The sequence below is a fragment of the Acinetobacter sp. TY2 genome, assembly GCF_046269225.1.
Lineage (GTDB): Bacteria > Pseudomonadota > Gammaproteobacteria > Pseudomonadales > Moraxellaceae > Acinetobacter.
On the sequence record NZ_JBJZOR010000002.1, the window covers coordinates 121347 to 147033 of the forward strand.

Annotated in this window: 28 protein-coding genes; 12 read left to right on the forward strand and 16 right to left on the reverse strand. The window is 33.9% G+C overall.

What is annotated here, in order from left to right; genetic code table 11:
• The first annotated feature begins 36 nt into the window (after window positions 1–36).
• The gene (locus ACK1JC_RS01740) at window positions 37–2025 is read left to right on the forward strand and encodes a multicopper oxidase family protein (protein WP_409510122.1); all 1989 of its coding nucleotides are present in this window, start codon (window positions 37–39) and stop codon (window positions 2023–2025) included.
• A 740-nt stretch (window positions 2026–2765) separates the two neighbouring features.
• Here the strand turns inward: ACK1JC_RS01740 and ACK1JC_RS01745 are convergent.
• A complete protein-coding gene (locus tag ACK1JC_RS01745) occupies window positions 2766–4121 on the reverse strand; it encodes an amino acid permease (protein WP_409510123.1) in 1356 nt (451 codons plus the stop codon).
• Window positions 4122–4995: 874 nt separating this feature from the next.
• On the opposite strand from ACK1JC_RS01745, the gene ACK1JC_RS01750 reads away from it, so the two are divergent.
• A complete protein-coding gene (locus ACK1JC_RS01750) occupies window positions 4996–5550 on the forward strand; it encodes a lipocalin family protein (protein ID WP_409510209.1) in 555 nt (184 codons plus the stop codon).
• Window positions 5551–5638: 88 nt separating this feature from the next.
• On the opposite strand, the gene ACK1JC_RS01755 is transcribed toward ACK1JC_RS01750, so the two are convergent.
• The 5 genes from ACK1JC_RS01755 to ACK1JC_RS01775 all read right to left on the reverse strand — a co-directional run bounded on the left by ACK1JC_RS01755 (window position 5639) and on the right by ACK1JC_RS01775 (window position 7738).
• Window positions 5639–5872 carry a hypothetical protein gene (locus ACK1JC_RS01755; protein ID WP_409510124.1) on the reverse strand — a complete coding sequence of 78 codons (234 nt, stop codon included), beginning with the start codon at window positions 5870–5872 and terminating at the stop codon, window positions 5639–5641.
• 106 nt (window positions 5873–5978) lie between these two features.
• On the reverse strand, window positions 5979–6554 hold the full coding sequence (locus tag ACK1JC_RS01760) for a lysozyme (protein ID WP_409510125.1): 576 nt from the start codon (window positions 6552–6554) through the stop codon (window positions 5979–5981).
• A gap of 128 nt (window positions 6555–6682) precedes the next feature.
• Window positions 6683–6892, reverse strand: a complete 210-nt coding sequence (locus tag ACK1JC_RS01765; protein WP_409510126.1) for a cold-shock protein — start codon at window positions 6890–6892, stop codon at window positions 6683–6685.
• A 310-nt stretch (window positions 6893–7202) separates the two neighbouring features.
• Window positions 7203–7403 (reverse strand): hypothetical protein, encoded by a 201-nt coding sequence (locus ACK1JC_RS01770; RefSeq protein ID WP_409510127.1) that lies wholly within the window; start codon window positions 7401–7403, stop codon window positions 7203–7205.
• A 137-nt stretch (window positions 7404–7540) separates the two neighbouring features.
• A complete protein-coding gene (locus tag ACK1JC_RS01775) occupies window positions 7541–7738 on the reverse strand; it encodes a hypothetical protein (RefSeq protein ID WP_409510128.1) in 198 nt (65 codons plus the stop codon).
• A gap of 203 nt (window positions 7739–7941) precedes the next feature.
• Here ACK1JC_RS01775 and ACK1JC_RS01780 point away from each other — a divergent pair, with 203 nt between their 5' ends.
• Together ACK1JC_RS01780 and ACK1JC_RS01785 are read left to right on the forward strand one after the other, a co-directional pair.
• A complete protein-coding gene (locus ACK1JC_RS01780) occupies window positions 7942–8385 on the forward strand; it encodes a universal stress protein (protein WP_409510129.1) in 444 nt (147 codons plus the stop codon).
• Window positions 8386–8667: 282 nt separating this feature from the next.
• On the forward strand, window positions 8668–9111 hold the full coding sequence (locus ACK1JC_RS01785) for a universal stress protein (protein WP_409510130.1): 444 nt from the start codon (window positions 8668–8670) through the stop codon (window positions 9109–9111).
• Between the two features lie 95 nt (window positions 9112–9206).
• Here ACK1JC_RS01785 and ACK1JC_RS01790 read toward each other — a convergent pair whose 3' ends face one another.
• A complete protein-coding gene (locus tag ACK1JC_RS01790) occupies window positions 9207–9440 on the reverse strand; it encodes a hypothetical protein (RefSeq protein WP_409510131.1) in 234 nt (77 codons plus the stop codon).
• Between the two features lie 442 nt (window positions 9441–9882).
• Between ACK1JC_RS01790 and ACK1JC_RS01795 the strand changes: the two genes are divergently transcribed.
• Window positions 9883–10422: a hypothetical protein gene (locus tag ACK1JC_RS01795; RefSeq protein ID WP_409510132.1), complete on the forward strand. Its 540-nt coding sequence runs from the start codon at window positions 9883–9885 to the stop codon at window positions 10420–10422.
• 223 nt (window positions 10423–10645) lie between these two features.
• Window positions 10646–11128, forward strand: coding sequence for a hypothetical protein (locus ACK1JC_RS01800; RefSeq protein WP_409510133.1), 483 nt, complete (start codon window positions 10646–10648; stop codon window positions 11126–11128).
• A gap of 65 nt (window positions 11129–11193) precedes the next feature.
• On the opposite strand, the gene aroC is transcribed toward ACK1JC_RS01800, so the two are convergent.
• From aroC to ACK1JC_RS01815, 3 genes are all read right to left on the reverse strand, one after another.
• On the reverse strand, window positions 11194–12279 hold the full coding sequence (gene aroC, locus ACK1JC_RS01805; RefSeq protein ID WP_409510134.1) for a chorismate synthase: 1086 nt from the start codon (window positions 12277–12279) through the stop codon (window positions 11194–11196).
• A 12-nt stretch (window positions 12280–12291) separates the two neighbouring features.
• Window positions 12292–13302, reverse strand: a complete 1011-nt coding sequence (gene prmB / locus ACK1JC_RS01810; protein ID WP_409510135.1) for a 50S ribosomal protein L3 N(5)-glutamine methyltransferase — start codon at window positions 13300–13302, stop codon at window positions 12292–12294.
• A gap of 91 nt (window positions 13303–13393) precedes the next feature.
• Window positions 13394–13801, reverse strand: coding sequence for a lysozyme inhibitor LprI family protein (locus ACK1JC_RS01815; protein WP_409510136.1), 408 nt, complete (start codon window positions 13799–13801; stop codon window positions 13394–13396).
• Between the two features lie 236 nt (window positions 13802–14037).
• Here ACK1JC_RS01815 and ACK1JC_RS01820 point away from each other — a divergent pair, with 236 nt between their 5' ends.
• Window positions 14038–14949, forward strand: a complete 912-nt coding sequence (locus ACK1JC_RS01820; protein WP_409510137.1) for an AEC family transporter — start codon at window positions 14038–14040, stop codon at window positions 14947–14949.
• Between the two features lie 370 nt (window positions 14950–15319).
• Here the strand turns inward: ACK1JC_RS01820 and ACK1JC_RS01825 are convergent, their stop codons facing one another.
• Window positions 15320–15910, reverse strand: coding sequence for a 2-hydroxychromene-2-carboxylate isomerase (locus ACK1JC_RS01825; RefSeq protein WP_409510138.1), 591 nt, complete (start codon window positions 15908–15910; stop codon window positions 15320–15322).
• A gap of 112 nt (window positions 15911–16022) precedes the next feature.
• Complete coding sequence (locus ACK1JC_RS01830; protein WP_409510139.1) at window positions 16023–16823, reverse strand: SDR family oxidoreductase; 801 nt, start codon at window positions 16821–16823, stop codon at window positions 16023–16025.
• A 130-nt stretch (window positions 16824–16953) separates the two neighbouring features.
• Between ACK1JC_RS01830 and ACK1JC_RS01835 the strand changes: the two genes are divergently transcribed.
• From ACK1JC_RS01835 to ACK1JC_RS01845, 3 genes are all read left to right on the forward strand, one after another.
• Window positions 16954–17520 (forward strand): TetR/AcrR family transcriptional regulator, encoded by a 567-nt coding sequence (locus tag ACK1JC_RS01835; protein WP_409510140.1) that lies wholly within the window; start codon window positions 16954–16956, stop codon window positions 17518–17520.
• A gap of 135 nt (window positions 17521–17655) precedes the next feature.
• Window positions 17656–18369 carry a glutamine amidotransferase gene (locus tag ACK1JC_RS01840; RefSeq protein ID WP_409510141.1) on the forward strand — a complete coding sequence of 238 codons (714 nt, stop codon included), beginning with the start codon at window positions 17656–17658 and terminating at the stop codon, window positions 18367–18369.
• 65 nt (window positions 18370–18434) lie between these two features.
• The gene (locus ACK1JC_RS01845; protein WP_409510142.1) at window positions 18435–19064 is read left to right on the forward strand and encodes a LysE family transporter; all 630 of its coding nucleotides are present in this window, start codon (window positions 18435–18437) and stop codon (window positions 19062–19064) included.
• A gap of 936 nt (window positions 19065–20000) precedes the next feature.
• Here ACK1JC_RS01845 and ACK1JC_RS01850 read toward each other — a convergent pair.
• Window positions 20001–20579 (reverse strand): YceI family protein, encoded by a 579-nt coding sequence (locus ACK1JC_RS01850; protein WP_409510143.1) that lies wholly within the window; start codon window positions 20577–20579, stop codon window positions 20001–20003.
• A 305-nt stretch (window positions 20580–20884) separates the two neighbouring features.
• Between ACK1JC_RS01850 and ACK1JC_RS01855 the strand changes: the two genes are divergently transcribed.
• Complete coding sequence (locus tag ACK1JC_RS01855) at window positions 20885–21295, forward strand: OsmC family protein (protein ID WP_409510144.1); 411 nt, start codon at window positions 20885–20887, stop codon at window positions 21293–21295.
• Window positions 21296–21458: 163 nt separating this feature from the next.
• On the opposite strand, the gene ACK1JC_RS01860 is transcribed toward ACK1JC_RS01855, so the two are convergent.
• From ACK1JC_RS01860 to tkt, 3 genes are all read right to left on the reverse strand, one after another.
• Complete coding sequence (locus tag ACK1JC_RS01860) at window positions 21459–21674, reverse strand: hypothetical protein (RefSeq protein WP_409510145.1); 216 nt, start codon at window positions 21672–21674, stop codon at window positions 21459–21461.
• Window positions 21675–21875: 201 nt separating this feature from the next.
• Window positions 21876–22415, reverse strand: a complete 540-nt coding sequence (locus ACK1JC_RS01865) for a hypothetical protein (RefSeq protein ID WP_409510146.1) — start codon at window positions 22413–22415, stop codon at window positions 21876–21878.
• Between the two features lie 183 nt (window positions 22416–22598).
• The gene (tkt, locus tag ACK1JC_RS01870; RefSeq protein WP_409510147.1) at window positions 22599–24587 is read right to left on the reverse strand and encodes a transketolase; all 1989 of its coding nucleotides are present in this window, start codon (window positions 24585–24587) and stop codon (window positions 22599–22601) included.
• Window positions 24588–24864: 277 nt separating this feature from the next.
• On the opposite strand from tkt, the gene ACK1JC_RS01875 reads away from it, so the two are divergent.
• Window positions 24865–25566, forward strand: a complete 702-nt coding sequence (locus ACK1JC_RS01875) for a class I SAM-dependent methyltransferase (protein ID WP_409510148.1) — start codon at window positions 24865–24867, stop codon at window positions 25564–25566.
• The last annotated feature ends 121 nt before the right edge of the window (window positions 25567–25687 follow it).

A 25687-nucleotide genomic window follows, 5' to 3' on the forward strand; every position in this document is an offset into this window, starting at 1 on the left:
ATTTATTTCAATAATTTAGATCAAAGTGGAGTTTTCATGAAGCCAAAATTAACAATCTTGCTTTTTAACATGCTAGCACTTTCAATAAGTATTTCACCCACAGTTTATGCAAAATCAGTGGTTATTATTAATCCAAATGAGTTCCAACAAAGTCCCAATGGAAAGCCACTAGAACTCAATGTTCAAATGAAAAAAAGCACAATTTTTAATCCAAGTCTTAAAAAAATTGATGAAGTTGAGCTTCGACAATATATTGACGGGAGCAGTCAAAATACAGAAAATAATTCTCTAGTTGGTCCCACTATTCGAATCCAACCGGGAGCATCTTTAAAAGTTCTACTAAATAATAAATTAGATAATGACGAATGCAAAAAACAAGATGATCACAACACCCCTCATTGTTTTAATAATACAAACCTACATACTCACGGTTTAGCTGTAAATCCGGGTTATTTTAAAAAACCTGACTCCAAAGATACCGGTATTGCAAGTGATAACGTCTTTATTAATATAAAGCCGAATACGTCACAACCATTTCAATTTGAAATTCCTAAAAACCATCCTGCAGGCACATTTTGGTATCATCCGCATCTACATGGTTCAACAGCACTACAAGTATCTAGTGGTATGGCTGGCACACTTATAGTTGAAGGCAATAGATTTCCAAAATTCGAAAATAATAATATTGTCCAAGTCGGTGATATTGATATTCTCTTGAAAGACGCAGATGAAAAAATCCTAATGTTTCAACAGATTCAATATAATGAGAATGGCAAAATTGATGATTATAATGAATTAAAAGATCCATCATCTTGGGCTAAATCATCACGTTATACATCAATTAATGGATTAGTCTTGGGTAAATTAGAAATGACCCAAAATAAATTTTCTCGTTGGAGAATGATTCATGGAGGAATTAGAGATACTCTTGGTTTAATTATCAAAGAGCTACCAAATTCAGCCGATTTTAGTGATGATAAAGTTATTCAACAATGCCGTGAATATGGTGAATTTATTGATAACAAAGAAAATAAGGACATTGAAAAAATAACGAGATTTAACCAACTCAAATCTATTAATTTTAACACCTTTGCCCATGACGGAATTACTATGGCAGAGACTCAACCAACTAAGCTATCAGTATTACAACCTGGTTATCGCCAAGATGCTTTAATCTCTTTCCCAACAGTAAATAAATATTGTGTTTTTGATACAAAACTGAATGATAAAAATGAAATTAATAAAAATATTTATAATAAGTTGAAAGCGCAACTATCTGAAAATCATGAACTATATGCAAAACTGATTAGTTGGGTTGATGTTAAAAAATCCACAGAACGTGAAATAAATATTCAAGCTTATTTAGCGAATCAAGCAAAACTGAAGAAATTACCTACTCAAATCATAAATCAAATTGCAAAAAATGACTTATCAGCTTTTGCACCATACAAATCCCTAGAAAATGAACAAGTAAAAAATGATAAGCAAGAATTGAATTTTAATATTAATACTAGCTCTAAACCTACTTTTGAAATTAGCAATAAAATCAATGATGATAAAAATAGTAAAGCATACACAGGTAAACAAGAAGATGTACGTTATCTAAATTTTAAAACTACTGATGAGAGCAGTTACATCGACGAGTGGAATTTAACATCTACTCTAGGTGGACACCCTTTTCATATTCATGTAAATCCATTCCAAATCCAAAAAATATTAAATGAGAAAAATGAAGATGTTTCCGGCAATCCCTCTAATGGAGGTCAATATGATGTTCAATTTAATAACCTGAAGCATGTATGGAAAGACACTATTTTTGTCCCTAAAGGATATACCGTCATAACACGTACCCAATATGACAATAATCTTCTTGGCGATTTTGTTCTGCATTGTCACATTCTTGATCATGAAGACCAAGGAATGATGCAAGATGTACGTATTTGTGATCCAAATGAAAGCTTAGAGATGTGTAAAGCTAGACCTTTCGCAGGAGACACACCCAAAATTCAGCATTCTCATCATTAAAAAATGAGCCCTCAACTGAGGGCTTTCTCAAACAGCTTTTGTTCTATTAATCGAATCACAACCATGAATAGTCACAAACAAACCATGATAGTGCGCTGAACCCTATCATGGTCTCATATAAAATATTGATGCTTATGAGGAAATATCGAGTATTTCCCATAAAGCGTATTGTGCTAATTTTAGATAAATTGCTTAAACCTCAATATAAATTGACAAATTTAAAATCGCTTTGCTTTAGCATTTATTTATATTTGATTACCTTTGTATAGCAATAAAAAATTAGTAAAATTAGAGAATAATATTTATTAAACTTAATGGATTAAATAATATGAAAAATTTTATTTTAATGGGATTATTGGCTATTGGTCTTAGTGGATGTATGAGTGCTACCCCAAATTATATAAATGGGAACTACTACTTAGCAGGAGACTCATCTTGTAAAGCAGGCAGACAAATCTCTAAGACTCGCATCATGTGTGTAAATAAAAAAGGCCAAGATACTGGATACAGAGATGCGATGACTGACCAACAGCTATACATGTATCAACAGAATAGGCAACTAGAGCTACAGATGTTAAATAGTCAACCTAGATCGACTAATACTACTTGTTATAACAATGGGTATGGAATGATTTCTTGTAACTCCAACTAAATTTTCAGCTTGTGACAAATTATCATTATAGATGAGCAACAATCTAAGTAAAAAGCTCCATTTAACATAATGGTGCTCGAAATAGCCCTCAGTTGAGGGCTTTTTGATACAACTTAAATATAACAAATAATAGTGAAATCCATACGGGTAGCATCAATACCGACAGCATAAAACCCTGACTCCACATAATATAAAGAATGATTAACATAAAAGCCAAAACCACATAATTGGTGAATGGCGCAAATAACGCTGGAAATTTGGTCTTGATGCCCTGATGTTTCATCGCTTTTTTGAATTTTAAATGAATTAAACTGATCATCATCCAATTCAATACTGCTGCTGCTACTACAATATAAATCAGGTAACTTAATGCTTTTTCAGGTACAAAGTAATTAAGCAGAACACAACCAAAAATAAGCAATGCTGAAAATAAAACAGCAGGAACAGGAGTTCCTTGTTTAGTAACGTACTTAAAAATTTGCGGTGCATTACCTTGCTCTGCCAAGCCTAGTAGCATACGACTATTGGCATACATACCACTATTACAAACAGATACTGATGCTGTCAAAATAATAAAATTAAGTAAATGTGCAGCCCAATCAATGCCCATTTGCTTAAAAATAAGTACAAATGGACTTTTATCTAGACCACCTAAATCTAATTGATTCCAAGGTACCAAAGACAAAAGAATAGCCAATGAACAGATGTAAAACAAAAAGATCCGAATAACTGTCTGATTCACCGCTTTAGGAATATTTTTTTCGGGATCTTCTGTTTCAGCAACAGCCATCCCAATCAGCTCAATTCCGCCAAAAGCAAACATCATAAAAGCCAACATATAAAATAGGCCTTCAAAGCCATGCGGGAAAAATCCACCATGTGCCCATAAGTTGCTAATAGAAGCCGTTGAGCCAACATCTGCCGTCATTAGCAAATAGATACCAAAAATAATCATTGCAATAATTGCGAGGACTTTAATCATTGATAGCCAAAATTCAGACTCCGCATACAGCTTTACATTGGCTAAATTAGCAAAGGTCATCACAATAAAAAAGAACAATACAGATGTCCAAGCAGGAATATGAGGCCACCAATAACTGACATATTTCCCAATAGCCGTCAGCTCGGTCATTACTACCAAAATATATAAAACCCAATAATTCCAACCCGTCAAAAAGCCAGAAAAACGTCCCCAATATTTAAAAGCAAAATAACTGAACGAACCTGTAACGGGTTCATGTACAATCATTTCACCAAGTTGGCGCATAATCAAAAATGCAATTAAGCCACCAATCATGTAACCTAAAATGATAGATGGACCAGCGGATTGAATAATATGTGCTGAACCTAAGAATAAGCCTGTGCCAATTGCACCGCCCATAGCAATCAATTGAATATGACGGTTCTTTAAACGGCGCTGAAGTTTAGGCGTCTCGCTACTCAAAACAGAATCTCATTGGATAAAACGTGAATTGTAGATGCTAAGCACCATATAACCTAGCACATCAATGGAAATAATTTTAGATTTACATTTTGAGGATCTAATTTATCGTTAAATGAAGATAGAATAGTTGAAGTTGATGATAAATTCTTTCATCACAGTCAACATATCTCGATCTTAAAAACACGTAACTTACACCACTTCGCCCTATTGATATTGATATGGTTTATATATGCAATTGAAATATTAATGTGAAGGTCGATCAAACAGTTTAGGGTACGGAAAAGTTCATTGTTATATTTCCTATCGACAAAGAATGTTTTACTTATAGGTCTGACTCGTATAATAAAACCAATTAAGACAGCGTCACGATAAATACTCTGCCCTTTTTCGCCAAAATCTAAATCATCTATATTTTACTTATTAATTCTCATCTTTATAAAAACTCAGTATATTTTAAGAAAATCTATTTAAAAGAATTTCTCAAGAATATACATGAGGTCTGAAACCAATTAGATAATGAGTCAAAATACAACACAATATATTGTTTTATATAAATTTATTAATCAATGTTAATTCATGCTTGTATTATAAAAAAGCAAAATCTACTTAGTCTTTGATGGATTGGCATCGGTTGAATATGGTTGCATTTTCAATATCTTATAAAAATTAAAGGTTACATAAGATTGTAGTCATTTGTTTATTTAGCAGATCAAAAATAAATCCAATAGATTAGTTGTAGACATTATATAAAAATCATAAAGTAAATTCTTTAATGAGAAAATTACATGATTTGTAAACAAATTTACAATACATCATCCCTATCGTTATTCAAACTCGATATATTTATTAAGTACTTAAATATGCGAGCTATATGATGAACAATACATTTAAGATTTTTACCCTTATTTCTGGAATAGCATTCCTGAGCATGGCTACATTAGCATATGCTAGTGATGAAAAAGTACAAACTGTAGCAAAAGTTGATCTTAATAAATATTTAGGAACATGGCATGAAATTGCGCGTAAACCGCTATATTTTCAAAAAAAATGTGATTACAACGTAACTGCAAATTACTCGTTAAATGAAAATGGAACAGTTAAAGTTGATAATAAATGCTTTAACAAAGATGGAAAACTTCAGCAATCGATTGGTGAAGCATCAGTACAAAATAGCCCAGAAAATTCTAAACTAAAAGTGAGTTTTTTACCAAAAGCGCTTCGTTGGTTACCTGTCGGACGAGGTGATTATTGGATTTTAAAATTAGATGAAGACTATCAAGTTGCATTAGTGGGCACACCAAACAAAAAATACTTATGGTTATTGAGCAGATCCCCAACACTTGATCCAGCCATTGCTACCGAGTTCTTAGATCATGCTAAAAACCAAGGTTATAACTTAAGCGATTTGATTCACACAAAACATAAATAAATAATAAAGCCCTCAATGAGGGCTTTTAATTTTTTTAAAAATAAAGCGCGGTTTAAAACCCAATTAAAATATCCTAAAGAAACTGAGATTAATCCAATGGGCAATAACGCATCCAATCATTTTTAATCTTTTGTAATTCATCTCCAGCTAATTCTTCGTGATAATAAATACAATACGTAGTATCAGGATATTCAATAACATGTTTATAAAGCAAACCAACCAAAGATTTATAAATCACATCAGGAAAATCATCTTCATCCAAAGTGAGTTCATCAAATTCATAATTAAAATATACATTTTTCTTTGCTTCAAATGCTTCCATCACAACCACAACAAATCTTGATTCTAAAAAATGTAACTTATACCACTTGGGCCTATTGGTATAGAAATAATTTTTATATCTTTAAAAATGATTCAACATATAAACACTAGGTTTTATCAAACAACGTACGCTCAACAGAACGTCTATTCACAAGCCCTTGTAAAACACGCCCACTCGCCTTATTCCAAACATCAAATTGTGCAGATGCACCATGATAATCACCAACATTCAACTTTTTAAGTAAAGTAGAATTTCGAAATGCGCCTGCACCAATGTTATAAGTCAGCGAAACCAATGCATCAAACTGATTCTGATCAATTGAAACTTTTACAGCTTGATCAACAGCATGTTCAAATTTTTTTAAATCATGTGACATATAAAATTTTGCTTGCTCAAGTGTACAAATATCACCTTTTCTAACCCTTGTACCACTTGGATAAACTATCGTACCGAAACCAATACTCCACACGCCTACGCCATCATCATAAGCAGATAACTGTAAGCCTTCAAATCGACAAATCATTTCAATCCCTTTAGGACTAATCATCATCGTATCTCTGGCAATCCCAATATTACGATCTGAGTCAGAAGCAGTCGCAACCGAAGAGTGCATCACATCTCGTTGTTTTCGTCCCAAGAAAGTATCACTAAATACTTCTAACAATTGTAAAATTGATTTCATTTAACACGCCTTCATTTTACATGAACCATAATTTTTAGATTTAGATAAAGCCCCAATCACTTTGAATAATCGATAAGTAATAAAAAAGCCCATCTTACGATGAGCCTAGCTTCTAAATCTAGAGAGACTTAGATAACTGTAATACCACTTGCTTGAGGGCCTTTTTTACCAGCTGTAACGGTAAATTGAACACGTTGACCTTCATTTAAAACTTTGAAACCAGATGACTGGATTTCGCTGAAGTGTGCAAAAACGTCTTCACCGCTATCTGCAGCGATAAAACCAAAACCTTTAGTTTCATTAAACCATTTAACAGTACCAGTAGTGATATCTGACATACATTTCTCTCAAAAAAATTAAATAATAGTAGAAAATAACTTTTAAAATATAAACGTCTTATAGAACGATGGAGAAAATCAACAACGAAACAAAATCAGTAAACACGATAAAATTTATAATTCTAATATGATGCAGATAGAATAAACGATTTGAGTAAATATAGATAGAGTTTCACATTACTTATTGTATTTAAAATGATCGCCATGGATCAATAAACAACCAAAAAAATAAGAGTAGGTGTTATACGAATAACTAAATTAAAAGCCTACATCTGTAGGCTTTTATAACAACTTCAAATTCAACACGAACTTAATGCATTGAAATCTCTAGTTCTTCATCTTTCGCCATAAGTACAGATGCTAAAATTGGTACAGCCATAATTATAGGGAACATCAAAATCCATGCAACAACTGTAACTTCTTTCGAAAGCATAAAATGGATACCCAATGCAATCACCAACAAAGTCATAAACAGTAGAACTGCAAAACGGATGACAAAATTTTTCGGCATTATCTTCTCACTCAGGATCAAAGGCTTAGCCTGAGTATATACCTCATATTTTCATTTTTGTTATTTTATATGCATCTATTTTAAGTTATTTTAGCACTTTCAAAAATTTAGAACCGCCAATTTGGCGGTTATATTTATTAATGTGGAACGACAGACCAAAGTACATAAAATTCTTGAATCTTTGGTTCTAAAAATTCATCATTATCATTATCATAAATAAAAAACTTTTCTTCTAAAATGTAAGCTGCGCCACGTTTAGCAAGATAATCTTTTAGGAATACTTTAAATTTATTTGCCTGTTCAGGGAATACTTGTTCTCCATCATAAAGAATCATAATAACCTCTCTTTTCAACGAGCTACTTGATAAATATATTCTAGTTTATTTGTGATAAAAAACAATTATATTTTTATTTGTGTTACATAAATCACACTATTTTTATGATCTATTTTAAACCAATTAAAATTTAACAAATCAACTCCCCACTATATTCTTATTCCATGTTATGACTAATGAAATAACAATGATGGAGAATATATATGAGTTATCAAAATATCCTTGTTCCAATAGATGATTCTCCTATTTCCTATGCCGCTGTTGAGCATGCCGAAAAAATTGCTCAAGCCTTTGGAAGTCATATCACGATCTTGAGTGTGTTGGCTGTAGATCCTATGATTGGCGTAGATTTTTATAAAGTTGCACCATCTATTACTGAGTATATTCTTGCTGCTGAAAGAAATGCTAAAGGTCGCTTAGAGGATCTGCAACAAACATTATTGGGACATGGCATTCATGTAACGACTCGCATTGCACGAGATGTTTCAACGGCAACGGCTATTCTCAATATTGCAGATGAAATAAATACAGATTTGATTGTGATGGGTTCTCATGGTCGTACAGGGCTTAAAAAACTTGTTTTAGGAAGTGTTGCTCAAGAAGTTCTCAGCATCTGCCCTTTACCTGTGATGATTGTTAAACAATGAGTTATTTTCTCTTAAATTTATCAACCCTAAAATAAGCGTAGAAAGCTTTTTAGACGTTAATCCGCTGCTGTTAAATATCATCAACTATATTTTGGTTGATTCATACTTTTTAGTTAAAATCATTCTTGAAAAATGAATATCGAAATGAATCATTTTTTGAAAATTTATCCAACTACTTCACATTAATTTTCAAATAAATTTTGTACTCTATTTAGCTACTTTAATCATATCTTTTTATATGTTATGAATATAGGGAACAATAAACAAAGAGGTGAAATCATTATGACTTATCAGCATATTTTAGTCCCTGTAGACGGCTCAGACATCTCATTTTCGGCAGTAAAACATGCCGTTGGACTTGCTAAAGCCTTCAATTGTAAAATTACGGCAATTAGCGTCATTGCTGAAGATCCATTTTCAGGTGCAGATTTTTACTATACAGCTGGTATGCTTCAAGACTACTTCAAAGAAGCCTATAATAATGCACAGCAAGCACTCGAAAAAGTGAATGAAATTGCTACAGTTGAAGGTGTCAACATTGAAACTTCAATAAAAAAAGGCATGGTGTCTGCAGAAACTATTATTGATACAGCTGAAGAATTAAATGTAGACCTGATTGTCATGGGTTCACATGGTCGTAAAGGCTTCCAAAAATGGTTACTTGGTAGTTTTGCACAAGATGTATTAAGCCAAACGACATTACCTGTATTTATTGTTAAAAAGTAAAATAATCGTTTAAAAATAAAAACCCCACATTTGATGGGGTTTTTTAATTTTCACAAACAATTCAAAATCATTGCTTTGTGATGAATTAGAGTAACTTAGTTTAACGCAATCACTTTGACCAAAATACTTTGTGACTCTTCGAAATCATCAAAAATTTGCTTACGCACTAACTCTTTAGATTTGACCTTAAAATCATGCTGCTGATAGTGAATAACATCAGGAATTTGATCAAAATAGTGCTGATCAACATCTAGACTTTCTTCAAAGAGTGGAGTCCCCAATTGATATTCTCGACTTTTCAGCACAACATACTTCACTGTTGTTTTCATCAATTTAACTCCTTTTCATATCCGCTTTATTTTCATTTATAGCATTATTTTACTGATAAAAAATCCCTGATTTACTGATTTCGTATAGATTTTCCGCAATTAGTCTTTAAAAGGCATCAACCAACACTATTTAATATCTAATAATTTAGTTTCGTACAAATCATAAATGAACCATTTTCTCTATCACTTAACATAAATAATTAGCCAAATTTAATAAAAACTTAATCAAGTGTCACACTTAATTAAAAAATTAAAAATATTAGGAATCGAATCAAAAAACATGATAAATATAATTTATAGCTTAATTTCAATAATTTAACGAAAAACAATTTAAACAATACAAACATAAATGGATATTTTTAACACAAATTAAAGATAACCAGTTCTCACTTTATTATTTTTATGATAAATTATTGTGAATAAAAACTAAATGGTCATAACAATGAAATATTCAAGCATACTTATGCTAACAACTTTGTCACTAAGCAGCTTAACACTTACAGGATGTGTGGTACTCCCTGGTAAATGGTTTAAACCAACAACCAACGCCTTAAGTAACTCAATGAATCCTTCAGATACGGTTCGACGCACTGAAACATCAGGATCACCACTTTGTGATTCTAATGCTGTTTGCCCAGAATTTTCTGTAGATTGGAGAAGCTCAGAGGGACAATACAACTTGTATTCAGATATTTTTCATATTAATCAGTATGATATTCAAAAAATTAACTTTAATATCGATGGTCAAAACTATAGCTATACTCCAACAACACCTTCAAATTATCGTAAGCTTCAAAACTCTAGCCTGATTGACTCAACTAATTACGTCACAGTTCCTCGTAGTTTTTTAACTATTTTAGCAAGAGGTAAAACTATCACCATGACCGTTAATACAAATCAAGGTGATGTGAGTGGTGCACTTTTAGATAGTAACCGTGAGTCTGGTGGTTATAAAGTCTTTATGCGTGGTTATAAACAATAATTGATACTATTTATTTCTCATTAATAAGAAAATAAAAAGTAGTATTCGTCAGAATGCTGCTTTTCTATTTCCTACCTATCTAAATGTTGACTTTTATTCATAATTCGACCACTAAAATAAGATTGGTTATTCCATTTTTATGCATTAAACGGTAAATTTAACAAGTTCAGTGCATTGTTATAACAATCAATAACAGTAAGATCCATGTTACTCAGGAAAATTTATGAAAATTCAGCTCGCATTTCTTTCATCTGTACTTTTATTAACGGCATGTGCTACTCCAAATTCTCTCAAAGTTGTGACAAAAGGCCCTTTAATCTGTGAAACCAACGAGGTTTGTCCTGAACTTGCAATGCGTTGGAATGAAGAAAAACGCGATGGTTTTAAAATTACTGCCGATATTAAAAATACTGAGCAATATAATATTCAACAGTTTGTATTTAATGTCGATGGTCAGCCTTATGCTTATTCAACGATTGCTGCAACAGAGAATAGTACACTTGAAAATGGTACGAAACTATCTTCAAATTATATTATTGTCCCAGTCAGTTTCTTAAACTCTTTCCGTAGTGGTAAAGAAATTTCATTGAAACTTATTACAGATAAAGGTGATATAGAGCGTCCAATTCTAAAAGCTGATGGTCAACAATCTTCTGCTTATTTAACCTTTATCAAAGGTTATTCTCAACACATTACACAACCATAAATCCGTTAAAATCTCAAAAAAAAACCAAACATAGCGTTTGGTTTTTTAATCAAATACAAATTGTGTTAAATCGGAGTAAATGGTGCAACTACATCGGAATTTTGCGCACGATGACGCATAAAATGATCCATCAACACAATCGCAAGCATCGCTTCAGCAATTGGCGTTGCACGCACCCCCACACATGGATCATGACGACCTTTGGTCAATACATCAGTATCTTCCCGATTCATGTTAATGGTTTTACCTGGCGTAGTAATACTTGCGGTTGGTTTCAGCGCAATGGCAATACGAATGGTCTGCCCCGAAGAAATCCCACCTAAAATACCACCTGCATGATTGGCAAGGAATCCATCTGTCGTAAGTTCATCACGTGTTTCATGACCAAACTGCTCCGCAACCGCAAAACCATCGCCAATTTCAATACCTTTCACCGCATTAATTGACATCATGGCATGGGCAATATCGGCATCTAAACGATCAAATACTGGCTCGCCCCAACCCACAGGAACTTGTTCAGCTAAGATTTCAAGTTTTGCACCACAGCTTGTGCCCTGTTCGCGCAACGAAGTCACTAGTGCTTCAAAACGAGGAACAGCATCGGCATCACCACAGAAAAATGGATTATTGGAAACTTCATTCCAATCCAAAACTTTAGCTTTCTCTGTACCAATCTGTGTCACATGACCACGAATTAAAATACCAAACTTTTCAGCTAAGTATTTTTTCGCAATGGCACCAGCAGCCACACGCATCGCTGTTTCACGTGCGCTTGAGCGACCACCACCACGGTAATCACGGAAACCATACTTCTGTGTATAGGTATAGTCGGCATGACCTGGACGGAAAGTCTGAGCAATGTTGCCGTAATCTTTCGATTTTTGATCTGTATTACGAATCAATAAACCAATCGATGTACCTGTTGTTTTACCTTCAAATACACCTGAAATAATTTCGACTTCATCAGGCTCTTTGCGTTGCGTGGCAAATTTTGATGTACCTGGTTTTCGGCGATCTAAATCAATCTGTAAGTCTTCAGCAGACAAAGCCATGCCCGGTGGAACACCATCAACGATTGCCATTAAACCAACGCCGTGAGATTCTCCACAAGTCGTAACACGGAAAAGTTGCCCAATACTGTTACCTGCCATGCCTACAATTCCTTATGCTTGTATAGATTGAATAAATAAATCTCGGTATTGACGACATTGTGCTGCGGTCAGTGCAAAAATACCTGAACCACCGTTTTGAAATTTCAACCAATGGAAATCAATGGTATTGAAGTTCTGTTTCATTGCCCATTCAGAATTACCAACCTCAATGACAATTAAGCCATCTTCTGTTAGGTAGTCTGCTGCTTGAGCTAACATTTTACGCACAAGATCTAAACCATCTTGACCCGCTGCTAAAGCAAGCTCAGGCTCATGATGAAATTCTTCAGGTAGGTCTGCCATATCTTCCGCATCTACATACGGTGGATTTGATACGATCAAATCATATTGATTTTCAGCAGGAATTTTGTCAAATAAGTCTGATTCAAGCAAAGCCACTTGATACTGTTTGTCGTGATGTTCTGCATTGATTGAAGCAACTTCTAAAGCATCTTTAGAAATATCGGTTGCATCAACATCAGCATCTGGGTATGCATACGCCAAAGCAATCGCAATACAACCTGAACCCGTACACATATCTAAAATACGCTGTGGTTTCTTAGGTTGTGGATTTTCAGGTAAGTTGTTTAAGGCTTCACGCACTTGATCATTTTCATCTAAGCAATATGGCGCGAAACGTTGATTGATCAACTCTGCAATTGGTGAACGAGGAATTAGCACACGCTCATCGACATAATAAGGTTTGTCACAGAAATAAGCCAAGTTCAACAAGTATGAGGTTGGTACTTTTTCATTGACACGGCGTTCAAGTAACGCAAGAAATTCAGATTTTTCACTTGGTAATAATTTAGCATCAAAAATTTCAGCATCTGCCTTCCATTCAAGCGACAAGGTCTGTAAAACCAAGGCTGAACTTTCTGCAAAATAATCTTCAGTCCCCTGACCCAAGTGTGCATCGTATTGACGTAGTGCTGTCACACCAAAGCGAATAAAGTCACGAATGGTTGTTAAATTTTCAGCAGCTTCCTGTAAATGTTCAGGGCTAATAGTCGGTCGATCCACTTAAGGCGTCTCCAAGGGTAAATTTTTAAACGCCTTATGATACCTTGTTTTGATGACTTTTATAATGCTTTGCCCATGCTCAATTTAGAAATTATTTCAATCGGTACAATTGTTTTTCAAGTAAATCTGCTCGAGTCACAGTCATTTTAATTGCACAATTTAAAAAATAAGTCTTTCGTTCAATCGAGTCTGAACTAGTTTCTTTACGACAATTGGTTGCGCGTAATTTTTTCCATTGTTTATTTGCTGCTTTTTGACTTTTCTTTTCCGCATCACCATAAAGTGTTAAAGAGGCCTTAAAATTATCTTGAGCGCGCTTATGTTGATAACGATATTCAGCATTCATACAACTCGCAACAGCACTTGTTGCAATGCCTGCACTATTCATACATGCAGCATAATTAGCGCTATACCCCACTGCTTGAATTTGCATGGGTAATATACAGATCGCTCCCAACACGGCGAGTGCTTTAAATTTCCCCAAAATTTGTACGTTCATTTCATCCCCAATTTTTATGCTTTAAATCATTTCTAAATTTTACGCTGTTTCTTTAAATCCATTTAAGATCAAGAAACTGAGTTTTTACGTCTGTCCATTCTATGCAAAAATATCATAGAACAATAGTCTGTAACTTTCACAATCTGTATCTTTCAGCGCTTAAATTTATCCCTTAAACACAATTTAATGTATGCTTCTGTTCAACCTTGATAATAAAGTTAAATATTGAGTCAACAATGCTAGAAATGATCAACATCCTATTTCCATCAATTGCCTTGATTGGTCTAGGATTTTATTTATTTCATTCACGTATGCTCGATGAAAAATTTTGGAATGGTGCAGAAAAGCTCAATTACTATATTTTATTTCCATCGTTATTATTTAGCTCTCTTGCACATGCCGATATCAATATGGGGCATCTCGACTCCATATTCATCGTTATTTTTTCAGTGATGGCTATTGTGATTGGTAGTGTTTATGCATTTGCATTCATCAAGAAAAGCCCTGTTGCAGAAATAGGCGTATATATTCAAAGTTTGATTCGTTTCAATACTTATATTGGTTTATCGATAGCTGTTACTTTAAATAACCCTGAAATTAAAAGTATTTTAGTCAATATCTTGGCAATTGCCATTCCATTCGTCAACGTGGTTTCAATATTATCATTAACACCTAAAAACCAACTTAAGATTAAAAATATCTTTTTATCTTTAATCAAAAATCCGCTGATTAGTTCATGTTTACTCGGTATTACATTTAATGTTCTAAATATTCCAATTTGGAATGGATTTACAAGTTTACTCAATGCCTTTTCAAATAGTAGTTTGATGCTTGGTTTACTTTGTGTCGGAACTGCAATTCAGCTTAAAGGCATGAAGGAGTATTTAGCTCAATCACTGATGATTAGTGTTTTAAGACTCCTTCTCATTCCATGTATCGTATGGTTATTGATTCAATTTTTTAATTTAAATTATGAAGCCATTGTTGCCATTATGATTTTCTTTGCTATTCCCACAGCCTCTTCAGCTTATATTCTAACAAAGCTATTAAAAGGTAATTATCAACTCATGGCATCTGTGATTAGCTTGCAAACGATTCTATCTATTTTTAGTTTGGCACTCATTTTGTCATTATTACATCAGCCTTAATATCCTTTTTTATCTGATATTATCAGCAATCATTTTTACTTACATAATACGCTTTTCTAACCGCAAAAAAAGGAACAAAAACATTAAACAAGATCAGAAAAAATATTGAAATACCGAAATTTAAACCAAGAACATGACTCATAATAAGAAAATAAATATTTATTAAAAAACTAGAAATCATCATCAAGAAAAATGAAAAATTATATTGGTATTTTTGCTTTGCCATTTTGAATGAAGTATAGGACAAATAAGCAAATCATATTTTAAATATAAAAAAATTTCTATCATCAGAAGCACGCTATACATTTAGTATTTAAAAACCCTGAATAAATCAGAGTTTTTAAATTAATACACTATACACAACATTAAATTATTCACTCAATGCTGTTTCAATAAAGTGTAAATGGTCGACACCCCAAAACATCTCATCACCAACAAACCATGTTGGCGCACCAAATACACCACGTTGAATGGCTTCTTCCGTAACTTTTTTAAGCTGTGCTTTTACACCTTCATCATTAAGCCATGCCTGAACCTGTTCCACATTCAAACCCAACAAAGTCACGACTTGTATCAATTCATTCATATCATTTAAGTTTTTTGGCTCCCCAAACATCGCATTAAATAAACCCGCCAAAATACGCACAAAATCTTCAGGTTGATGTAATTGTACAGCAGTAATTAAGCGCATTAACTGTAATGTATTGATCGGGAAATATGGGTTCATTTGTACGGGAATATGCCAATACTTCGCCCAACGTGCCATATCTTTTATTGAATATGCTGCTTTCGCAGGTACCATCATCGGGCTATTATTCCCTGTGGCTTTGAATACACCGCCCAATAACATCGGTTTCCAAATTACTTCTGCCTGATGCTGTTGTGCAATTTTTTGAATTTGAAAAAATCCTAAATAGCTATAAGGGCTGCCTAAATCAAAATAAAATTCAACCTGTTTCATTCTTTATACATTCCTTGTGTGATTAATATTTGCCGAATTGTTTTAAATATTATAAAACTTACTTTTAATTAGTAACTATATTTTAAGTATTTAAACAATTTACCTTTTACAATTACCACTTTTCCATCCAAGGACGTAAATCTAATTCATGTGTCCATGCATCACGCGGCTGTTGCGCCAAATGCCAATAGTTTTCCGCAATATGTTCAGGGTTCAAAATACCGTCTTGATCTTTTTTCTCATACATTGTAGGAAAAGTATTTTTAATAAAATCAGTATCAATCGCACCATCGACTACCACATGCGCTACATGAATATTTCGAGGACCCAATTCACGTGCCATACTTTGTGCCAATGCGCGTAGTGCATGTTTTGCACCCGCAAATGAAGCAAAATAAGCACTACCACGTATTCCTGCTGTCGCACCTGTAAAAATAATGGTGCCTCGTTCACGAGTAACCATCCGCTTCGCAACTTCGCGACCCGTTAGAAAAGCCGCAAAGCATGCCATTTCCCAAATTTTAAAATACTTACGCGCAGTTTCTTCTAAAATACTACAGGGCACGTTCGCACCAATATTGAAAACTAAAACATCAATTTCACCAATATTCGCTTCTATGTTTTCAATCAATGCCATCACATCTTCTTCTTTACGTGCATCAGATGCGAAACCATATGCCTGTCCACCAGCTTGCTTAATTTCAGCAATTAAAGGTTGTAGCTTTTCTACACTTCGCCGTGTCATACAACTGATATACCCTCCTTGAGCAAAGCGTTTGGCAATTGCACCACCTGTCGCATCTCCTGCGCCAATCACTAAAGCCACTTTCTTTCCTTCAGAATTACTGGTCTTAAATTCAAAATTTTTCAGTAATGTATCTTCTGATGATGACAGATCATTTATATCACTCATTATTCTTCCTTTTTGAATGCTTATTGGATAACGATCATTACTATAACGATGACTATGTTATAATTTTGACAAGAGGTCAAGTCTAAAGAATCACCATAATTGTCATCATATTTTCAAAGGCGAATACTTTATGCGCTATAAAACAGGCTATAAAGAACAAAGAAGAAAAGAATTACTGCATATTAGTGGGCAAATTGCCAAAAAAAATGGCTTTGCTGCTACTGGTGTCGATGCTTTTATGAAAGCATCTGGTGTTACAAGTGGCGCATTCTATTCACATTTTTCATCCAAAAATGACCTATTTAAAGCCTTACTTGAAAATGAACTACAAAACAGTATTCAAATGTGGCAAGACAACCCTTTTGAAGATGCTGAACAATGGATTGAATTTGAGCTGAATCGCTATTTATCGCTTTCCCATGTTGAACGTCCTGACTATGGCTGTGTATTACCTGCGCTTGCAAGTGAAGTTGCCCGTTCAGACCTGCAACTGAAACAAACGTATCAAGCTGAATTAATGCGTGGTCAGCAAATTTTTAAGCATCATTTAGGCAGTGAAGAAAAAGCATGGGCTGTTTTGTGTCAATTGATTGGGGCAATTATAATGGCTCGAAGTATTGCCGATGAGAATCTTAAACAGACGATTTTAACCTCAAGTAAAGCATTAATTTTATCTTGTCTTAAATCTGTTGCTTAATGCAGGTATTCAATCTTTTTCACGGCCTGACCTAGAATTGCTTAAAATCATGCATTTTCCACGTTTTTTAGATTTAAATTTCAGCATAATTAAGCTACATTAAAGCGTCAAATTTAGCCTAATGCGTTCAAAACCATGATCTCCCTTCCAACAGATTTCCCTAAAACCGTTTACGCGATTCAACATTTGGCTTTTGAAGATCTAGGCAGTTTTGAAGATACGCTATACCAAGCGGGGTTTCGAGTTCGTTATTTTGAAGCAGGTGTCGATGACTTAAAACAAGCTTTTGAATATACAGGTTTAGTTATTATTTTAGGTGGACCGATTGGTGTCTATGAAACAGAAGATTATCTTTTTCTAAAAGATGAAATTATTCATCTGCAGCAACGTTTAGAAAAAAAACTACCTACTTTAGGCATTTGTTTAGGCGCTCAACTGATTGCCCATGCAAGTGGCGCTAAAGTTTATCCTGGGCATCAAAAAGAAATTGGTTGGTCTAAATTACAATTAGCTGATGTTGATAATAATCCATTACAACCTTTAAATGACATTGAAGTACTACATTGGCATGGTGATACTTTTGATCTTCCTAATCAAGCAACATTACTTGCAAGTTCAGACATTTACCCGCATCAAGCTTTTAGTATTGGTACTCATGTTTTAGCAGTTCAATTTCACCCAGAAGTACTCAATGATAGCTTAGAAAAATGGCTGATTGGACATACAGCTGAATTACGCAAAGCTAAAATTGATATCCCTGTTTTACGTGAAAATAATCAAAAATTTGCACCTACACTTGAACAAGTTGCTTCAGAAGTCCTACAAAATTTCATGCAAAAATTGATTTAAATAGTATTTTATAAAAATATTTTTTAATTTAATCAATTGCTTATATCTCTTATAAAGGAAAGATTATGACCGCTTTACTCAGTATTGCACTGATTCATTTTTTTGCACTTATCAGTCCGGGTCCTGACTTTTTCTTCGTTACCCAAAGTGCAATCCGTCAATCTCGCACTCATGCACTTTTTGCTGCTTTAGGTATTTCCCTGAGTATTTTAGTTTGGGCAATTTTAGCCATTAGTGGTCTACATTTTCTATTTCAAAAAATTGCATGGTTACAACACGTACTTATGGTTTGTGGTGGTCTATATTTGCTTTATTTAGGTTGGCAAATGCTCAAGTCATCCTTGAAAACAAAGAACAACACAGGTAGCCAAATACAAACCGAAGTACACTCGGATAAATCACATTTATCGTTATTATTCCAAGGCTTTTTTACCAATATGGCAAATCCAAAAGCCTTGGTTTATTTTAGTAGTGTATTTGCTTTAGCTATTCAATCGGATGCACCACTCAGTGCACAAACCTCCCTATTGGGTCTAATTTGGATTGAAAGTTTATTGTGGTTTTCTTTAGTTGCTGTATTTTTCTCATGGCATAAAATGACTCAATATTATCAACAATTTGCAAAATGGATTGATGGTGTTACAGGTGGAATTTTTATTAGTTTTGGTTGTTATCTTATTTTAGGTCGTGAGTAAACAGGTTCAATTTATAAAACAAATGCCATAAAAAAGCACCCGATTAACGGTGCTTTTTATTTTTAAAGATAAATTGGCTTCTCTTTCTGCCTACGTAGATATTATTTTGCATTAGCAACAAATACTTATTTTGTATCACCTACATTCAGCATATTAATTAAATTAATTCAAATTAAGCACTTAGGTTGTATTGATATTTAATTTTTTAAAATAACTTATCTATAAGTTTAAAAAACAGAAAATCGAATTAATTTTTATTTATAGTTACTTCCAATTTTTAATTTACACTGGTTCAATATGTAAATATTTGATAGGTTAAGAATTATATATCAATGGTTTATAATTTTATGTTAATAATTAAAACTATAAAATCTATTAATTTAACCATTTAACTACATTTATACACAATATGGTTAAAATATAAGCGCATTATATATAAAAGCTTCATTAAATTTTGGAGGTTAATATGATTACCCTTAAAAACGGGAAGCACTATCAAGAAAGGTCTGAGCAAGTTAAAACAAACCGAAGGATACCTGTATATATTTTAATATTAATTGGTTTATTTTTTCTCTCATTTGTGATTTATATTATTTTTAATTGATTGTATTTAAAAAACTACCAGATGGTAGTTTTTTAAATACAATCAATAACTTAAAATTATTAACAACTAACTATATTATCAAACAATGATTTTGTTGATATTTATCTTTGATTTTGAAAATTAACGGTGTGATACGCTATCTAGAGCCACGCTTAATAGGATTAGATAGTTTTATCGTATTTTTGGCGTAATCTCGGAGTAAATTCCTTATTATTTTAGTAATATTGTAGAGAAAATAGTAAAAATTAACACCTTTTTAAAAGTAATAGGCGATAAAAAAGGCCTATAAAGTAATTCATATTCACCTTATAAGCCTTTGATATATTGCAATATTACTTCGCTACAGAAGCCTCAGTTGTAATATTTACAGTAATCTTATCACCTACATTAGGCACATATGCACCAACACCAAATGCTGAACGATCAAAAGAAGTCGTTGCATTAAAGCCAATTGATTCAGCTTTAGTCATAGGATGAACACCTTGTTTGTTTAACACAGCATCCAATACGACAGGTTTAGTCACATTTTTTACAGTTAAATCACCCGTAATTTTGTATTTGTTTTGACCTAGCGCTTGTACTTTTGTACTTTTGAATGTGATATTTGGATATTTTTCAGCATCAAAGAAATCAGCATTTTTCAAGTGATCATCAAGTGCTTTAACATTTGTATTCAAACTAGACAATGGAATTGTTACATTTACAGCAGAGTTTACAGGTCTTGCATTATCTACTGAAATTGTTCCTTGAATGTCACTAAAATTTGCAGAGGGTGTAGAGAAACCAAAATGATTCCAAGTAAATACAGTTGCAGTATGTGTTGGGTCAATGGTGTAATCTACAGGTTTTGCAACACTGATTGTTGCGATAGAAGCGACTGCTAAACCTAATGCTAAAGACTTGAAGTTCATGTTGTTATCTCACTTAGAATAATGTTTAGTTTATACATTCATGATTTTAATGCACTCTTATTCATAAAACGATATGTCGCATAATTGCAACGATTACACAAAATACTCTATTATTTAAAATCAACAGAACAATAAAATACCTATCTATATGATTATTATATTATAATTTTCAAAAAATAATCTCTATACAGCTATTAAAAAGCGATTAAGCCAAACATAACGACAAAGAATCTACAAAAAATAACAGTGGAAGTCTGCCATAATATTTTGACTCACTCACAGATAATAAAAGGGAAAATTATATTATGATCAATCGTGCATTTGTTGAAGGTAACCATACGCCTTACCGTGTTACATTGACCAATCCTCAAGGTCACACTTGGTATGCCGATGAACCTGCTGAAAAAGGAGGCTCAGATACGGCACCAAATCCAATGCAAATTTTACTTTCTGCTTTAGGTGCATGTACCACAGTCACTTTGGAAATGTATGCAGATCATAAAGATATTAAAATTGAACATATTCAGGTCGATTTAGCACTCAATCCTGCAGGTGATCCTGAGGCAGGTCAAAATAATATTGTGCGTACAATTACTTTAAAAGGTGATTTTACCGAGGAACAGTATAAGCGCTTACTTAAAGTTGCAGAAAGTTGCCCTGTGCATAAATTATTGACATCAAACATTCAGATTCAAACTGAATTAAGCATAAAATAATGTCTAAAAAATATAAGGTTGTAGAAGCAAAAAAATCGTATTCAAACTATGATCAATCGCCTTTGACAACATGTAGGAACATTTTAAAATAGTGAATACATATACTATTTTAATACACTAAAACGATTAAAGCCCCTTTCGGGGCTTTTTAATACTTTAAAAATTATAGCTTTTCAACCAAAATTCGATCTATTTGCTTTAAACCAGTTTGCTTTTCGTGATTCTTACGGCGAATTTTAATTTGCTTGTCGTCAGCCATATCCTGAAGTAACAATTCAACAGCAACCATAGATTCTATCGGCAAATCCTGCCCAATCCATTTTTGCTCACCAACATCCATCAAAATGATTTCTTCACTCACTTGTTCATAAAGACTCATATTTACCTCACTTATGGCTTATGAATAACCATATGGAATCAAAACCAAATTAAGGAGCACACTATATACCTTTTAATAAAAACTGCTAGCCTTTTCCGTCCATTTTTGACAATACATTTTATTGTTGATGCGTTCGATATATGAATGAATCAACCTATCGTTCATTAAAATCATGTTTATTCCTCTCGATGACCTAGCGCATTAAGTTTCACAATTTACTTTTTTATTCGTTATTTCAGCATTTTGATTTGAAAACTTAAAAGGCGAACCAAAAGTATCTGCATTAAATTGAATTATTTTCGCTGTCATTAAAGCCTGTTGAAACTTCTCCAATTGGTCTGATGTTTGAATAAATGGATTTTTATAGCTTTTTCCATCAAGTAGAATATCAATTTCTTTTTCGTCATTTGAACTCAACCGATCTAGTCCTCGCTTATCCTCAATCAAAAAACTTGGCTTTGCATTAGGTTCTATACAATTAAATTTCATCATCAATCTATCGTTTTTTACATTCTTATTACTCAAAAACTTTATACTTTCTTGTCGATTATTCTGATCAATATAGAGTTCCAAATAACTCCACTCGCCTAAACCTGTTAATTCCTTAATTTTATTTTCGAATTTACCCTGCGCATCCCAATCTACACGAATAGGCTCATCCATTTTATTTTGTTGAGCTTGGGTATTTACACCATTAGCCACACATAGTACTAAAACACAAATTTTAGAAAATAATTTCATTATTGTTTCCTTTTATAGTTTTAAATACATACAGTCTTTATTTTAAATATACGATGACGATTCAGCCGTAATGTTTTGTATATCTAATTTGTATATATAAATTACCCTTTCCTTTTCACTAAAAAGAATAATAAAAAACGCCCCATTTTCAGGAGCGTTCTTTATTTCAACTAAATATCATTATTAAGCTGTAACTTCTTTAACTGCTTCAATCACCGCTTCAGTGGTAATACCGAAGTGTTGATATAAATCTTTCGCAGGTGCAGACTCACCATAAGTAGTCATACCGATCACTTTACCGTCTAAACCAACGAACTTCCACCAATAATCTACATGTGCAGCTTCAACCGCAACACGTGCACGAATATGTGCAGGAAGAACAGCTTCACGATATGCAACATCTTGCTTAACAAATTCTTCAGCACATGGCATAGACACAACACGCACACCATCAAGTTGTGCATGTGCTTCCATTGCCAATGACACTTCTGAACCAGTTGCAATAATAATGGCTTTTAACTCACCTTTTTCTTTCGCTAAAACATAACCACCTTTAGCAACATCAGCAATTTGTGCATCTGTACGCGTTTGGAATGGTAAGTTTTGACGAGAGAAGATCAACGCTGTTGGACCTTCTGAACGTAACAATGCAGATTTCCAAGAAATAGATGCTTCTACAGTGTCACATGGACGCCAAGTGTTTAAGTTTGGTGTACCACGTAAAGATGCAATTTGTTCAATTGGCTGATGCGTAGGACCATCTTCACCTAGACCGATTGAGTCATGTGTATATACATGAATCACACGTTGCTTCATCAACGCAGACATACGTACCGCATTACGCGCATATTCCATAAACATCAGGAATGTTGCAACGTAAGGAATGAAACCACCGTGAAGTGCAACGCCATTGGCAATTGCAGTCATACCGAACTCACGCACACCATAGTGAACATAGTTACCCGCAGGATCAGATTCAACGCCTTTTGCACCTTTCCAAAGTGTTAGGTTAGAACCCGCAAGATCCGCAGAACCACCCAAAATTTCAGAAAGCTGTGGAGCAAATGCTTGAATCGCATTTTGGCTTGCTTTACGGCTTGCAATGGTTTCAGCTTTAGCATTTACTTCAGCAATATACGCATCTGCTTTTGCTACGAAGTCCGCAGGTAAATCACCTGAAGAACGGCGTTTAAGTTCAGCTGCTTCTGTAGGATATTTTGCAGCATAGGCAGCAAAAGTTTCATTCCACGCTGTTTCTGAAGCTGTACCTTTCGCTTTAGCATCCCAAGCTGCATAGATATCAGCAGGAATAACGAATGGCTCATCTGTCCAACCCAAAGCTTGACGAGTCAATGCAATTTCATCATTACCCAGTGGTGCACCGTGGCAATCTTCTTTGCCTTGTTTGTTTGGTGAACCTAAACCGATAATGGTTTTACACATAATCAGTGTTGGTTTCGCTGTTTCAGCTTGTGCAACAACCGTTGCGGTACGAATTGCATCAGCATCGTGACCATCAACTTTAAGCACTTGCCAACCGTAAGCATGGAAACGAGCTTCTGTATCGTCAGAGAACCAACCTTCTACTTCACCATCAATTGAGATGCCGTTATCATCATAATAAACAACAAGCTTCCCTAAATTTAAAGTGCCTGCAAGTGAACATGCTTCATGGGAAATACCTTCCATCAAACAACCATCACCCAAGAAACAGTAAGTGAAGTGATCTACAACTTTAATATCTTCTTTGTTGAATTGCGCAGCTAAAGTTTTTTCAGCAAGTGCAAAACCAACAGCGTTTGCAACACCCTGACCCAATGGACCAGTCGTGGTTTCAATACCTGGTGCATAACCCAATTCTGGGTGACCTGGTGTTTTAGAATGTAATTGACGGAATTGTTTAATATCCTCAATTGAAAGATCATAACCTGTCAAATGTAACAACGCATATTGCAACATTGAACCATGACCATTTGACAATACAAAACGGTCACGGTTTGCCCATTGTGGATTGTTCGGGTTATGGTTCATAAACTCACGCCATACCACATCAGCGATATCAGCCATCCCCATTGGAGCACCTGGATGTCCAGAGTTTGCTTTTTGCACAGCATCCATAGCCAATACACGAATTGCATTTGCAACACGACGTTCATTTAGCGGGGTTGTCATAGATCAGAGTCCAATAAGTTTGAAAATATGAGGAAGATGAATAAAAATTCAAAAGCTAGTGCTATTGTCTTAAAAAAAGCTGACGGGGTAAAGGCATAACTACATATTTATGCATTCAGGTTTCAAAAAAATGGAAAATTAAGCACATTAATATCATTTTCCCAATTTTTATCGCTTTGTTGTTTTTTTGCATTCATGATTTTTTTTAAATGTAAGTTAAAAATATTTCATATATGATTTGGAAAAACTGCTGCAACAGGGAAAATCTAAAATAATCATGTCAGTGAAGCAACAAATTAAAAGCTTAAGAGCACCATTTTATAAAATTTTATACCCGAACAAGCAAAAATTCACCTGCCCAATCTGTTTATACACAGGTCCATTTAAGGATAAAAAACGCAGATTGAATGCCAAATGCCCAAAATGTGGTGAAAATGAACGTGCTCGACTACAGTATATTGTTATCAAACAATTTTTTGACTCATATGAAAATATTGACGCTCAAATATTACATATTGCTCGTGAACGAGCATTGCAAAAATACTTTCAAAGTAAATTTAAAAACTATACTTCGGCGGATAAATTCCGTACCAATGTCGATATTCCTTTTCCTGATGCAAGTTTTGATATTGTTTTCGCATCACATATTTTGCTTTATCCATTTGATGATATTAAAGCCATTTCAGAAATGCGGAGAATATTAAAACCCAACGGGATCGCAATTATTCCTATGCCTGTTTTTGCTGAAAAAACCGTAGATGACTATAGTGGCAATGCACGTTGGACACATATGTCAGGTTTAGACTATTACAATCGTTATCGTCAGTTTTTCCCAAAAGTTGATTTATATTCTTCAAAAATGTTTCCTGAACACTATCAACTTTATATTTGGGATAGCCAAAAAGATAATCCCCTTGCTGTAGATGATGTCCGCCGTGAAGAACTCGTACCTGTTTGTTATGTATCCACAGAAAGCTAAAAAATAAGGACAAAAAATGCCATGATCACAATGAATCAGATTAAATTGTATGTTTAATTTGATTTTTTCATAACAATAGCCTAGTGATTATTGGCAAGTGGATGTAACATAACGCATCGAA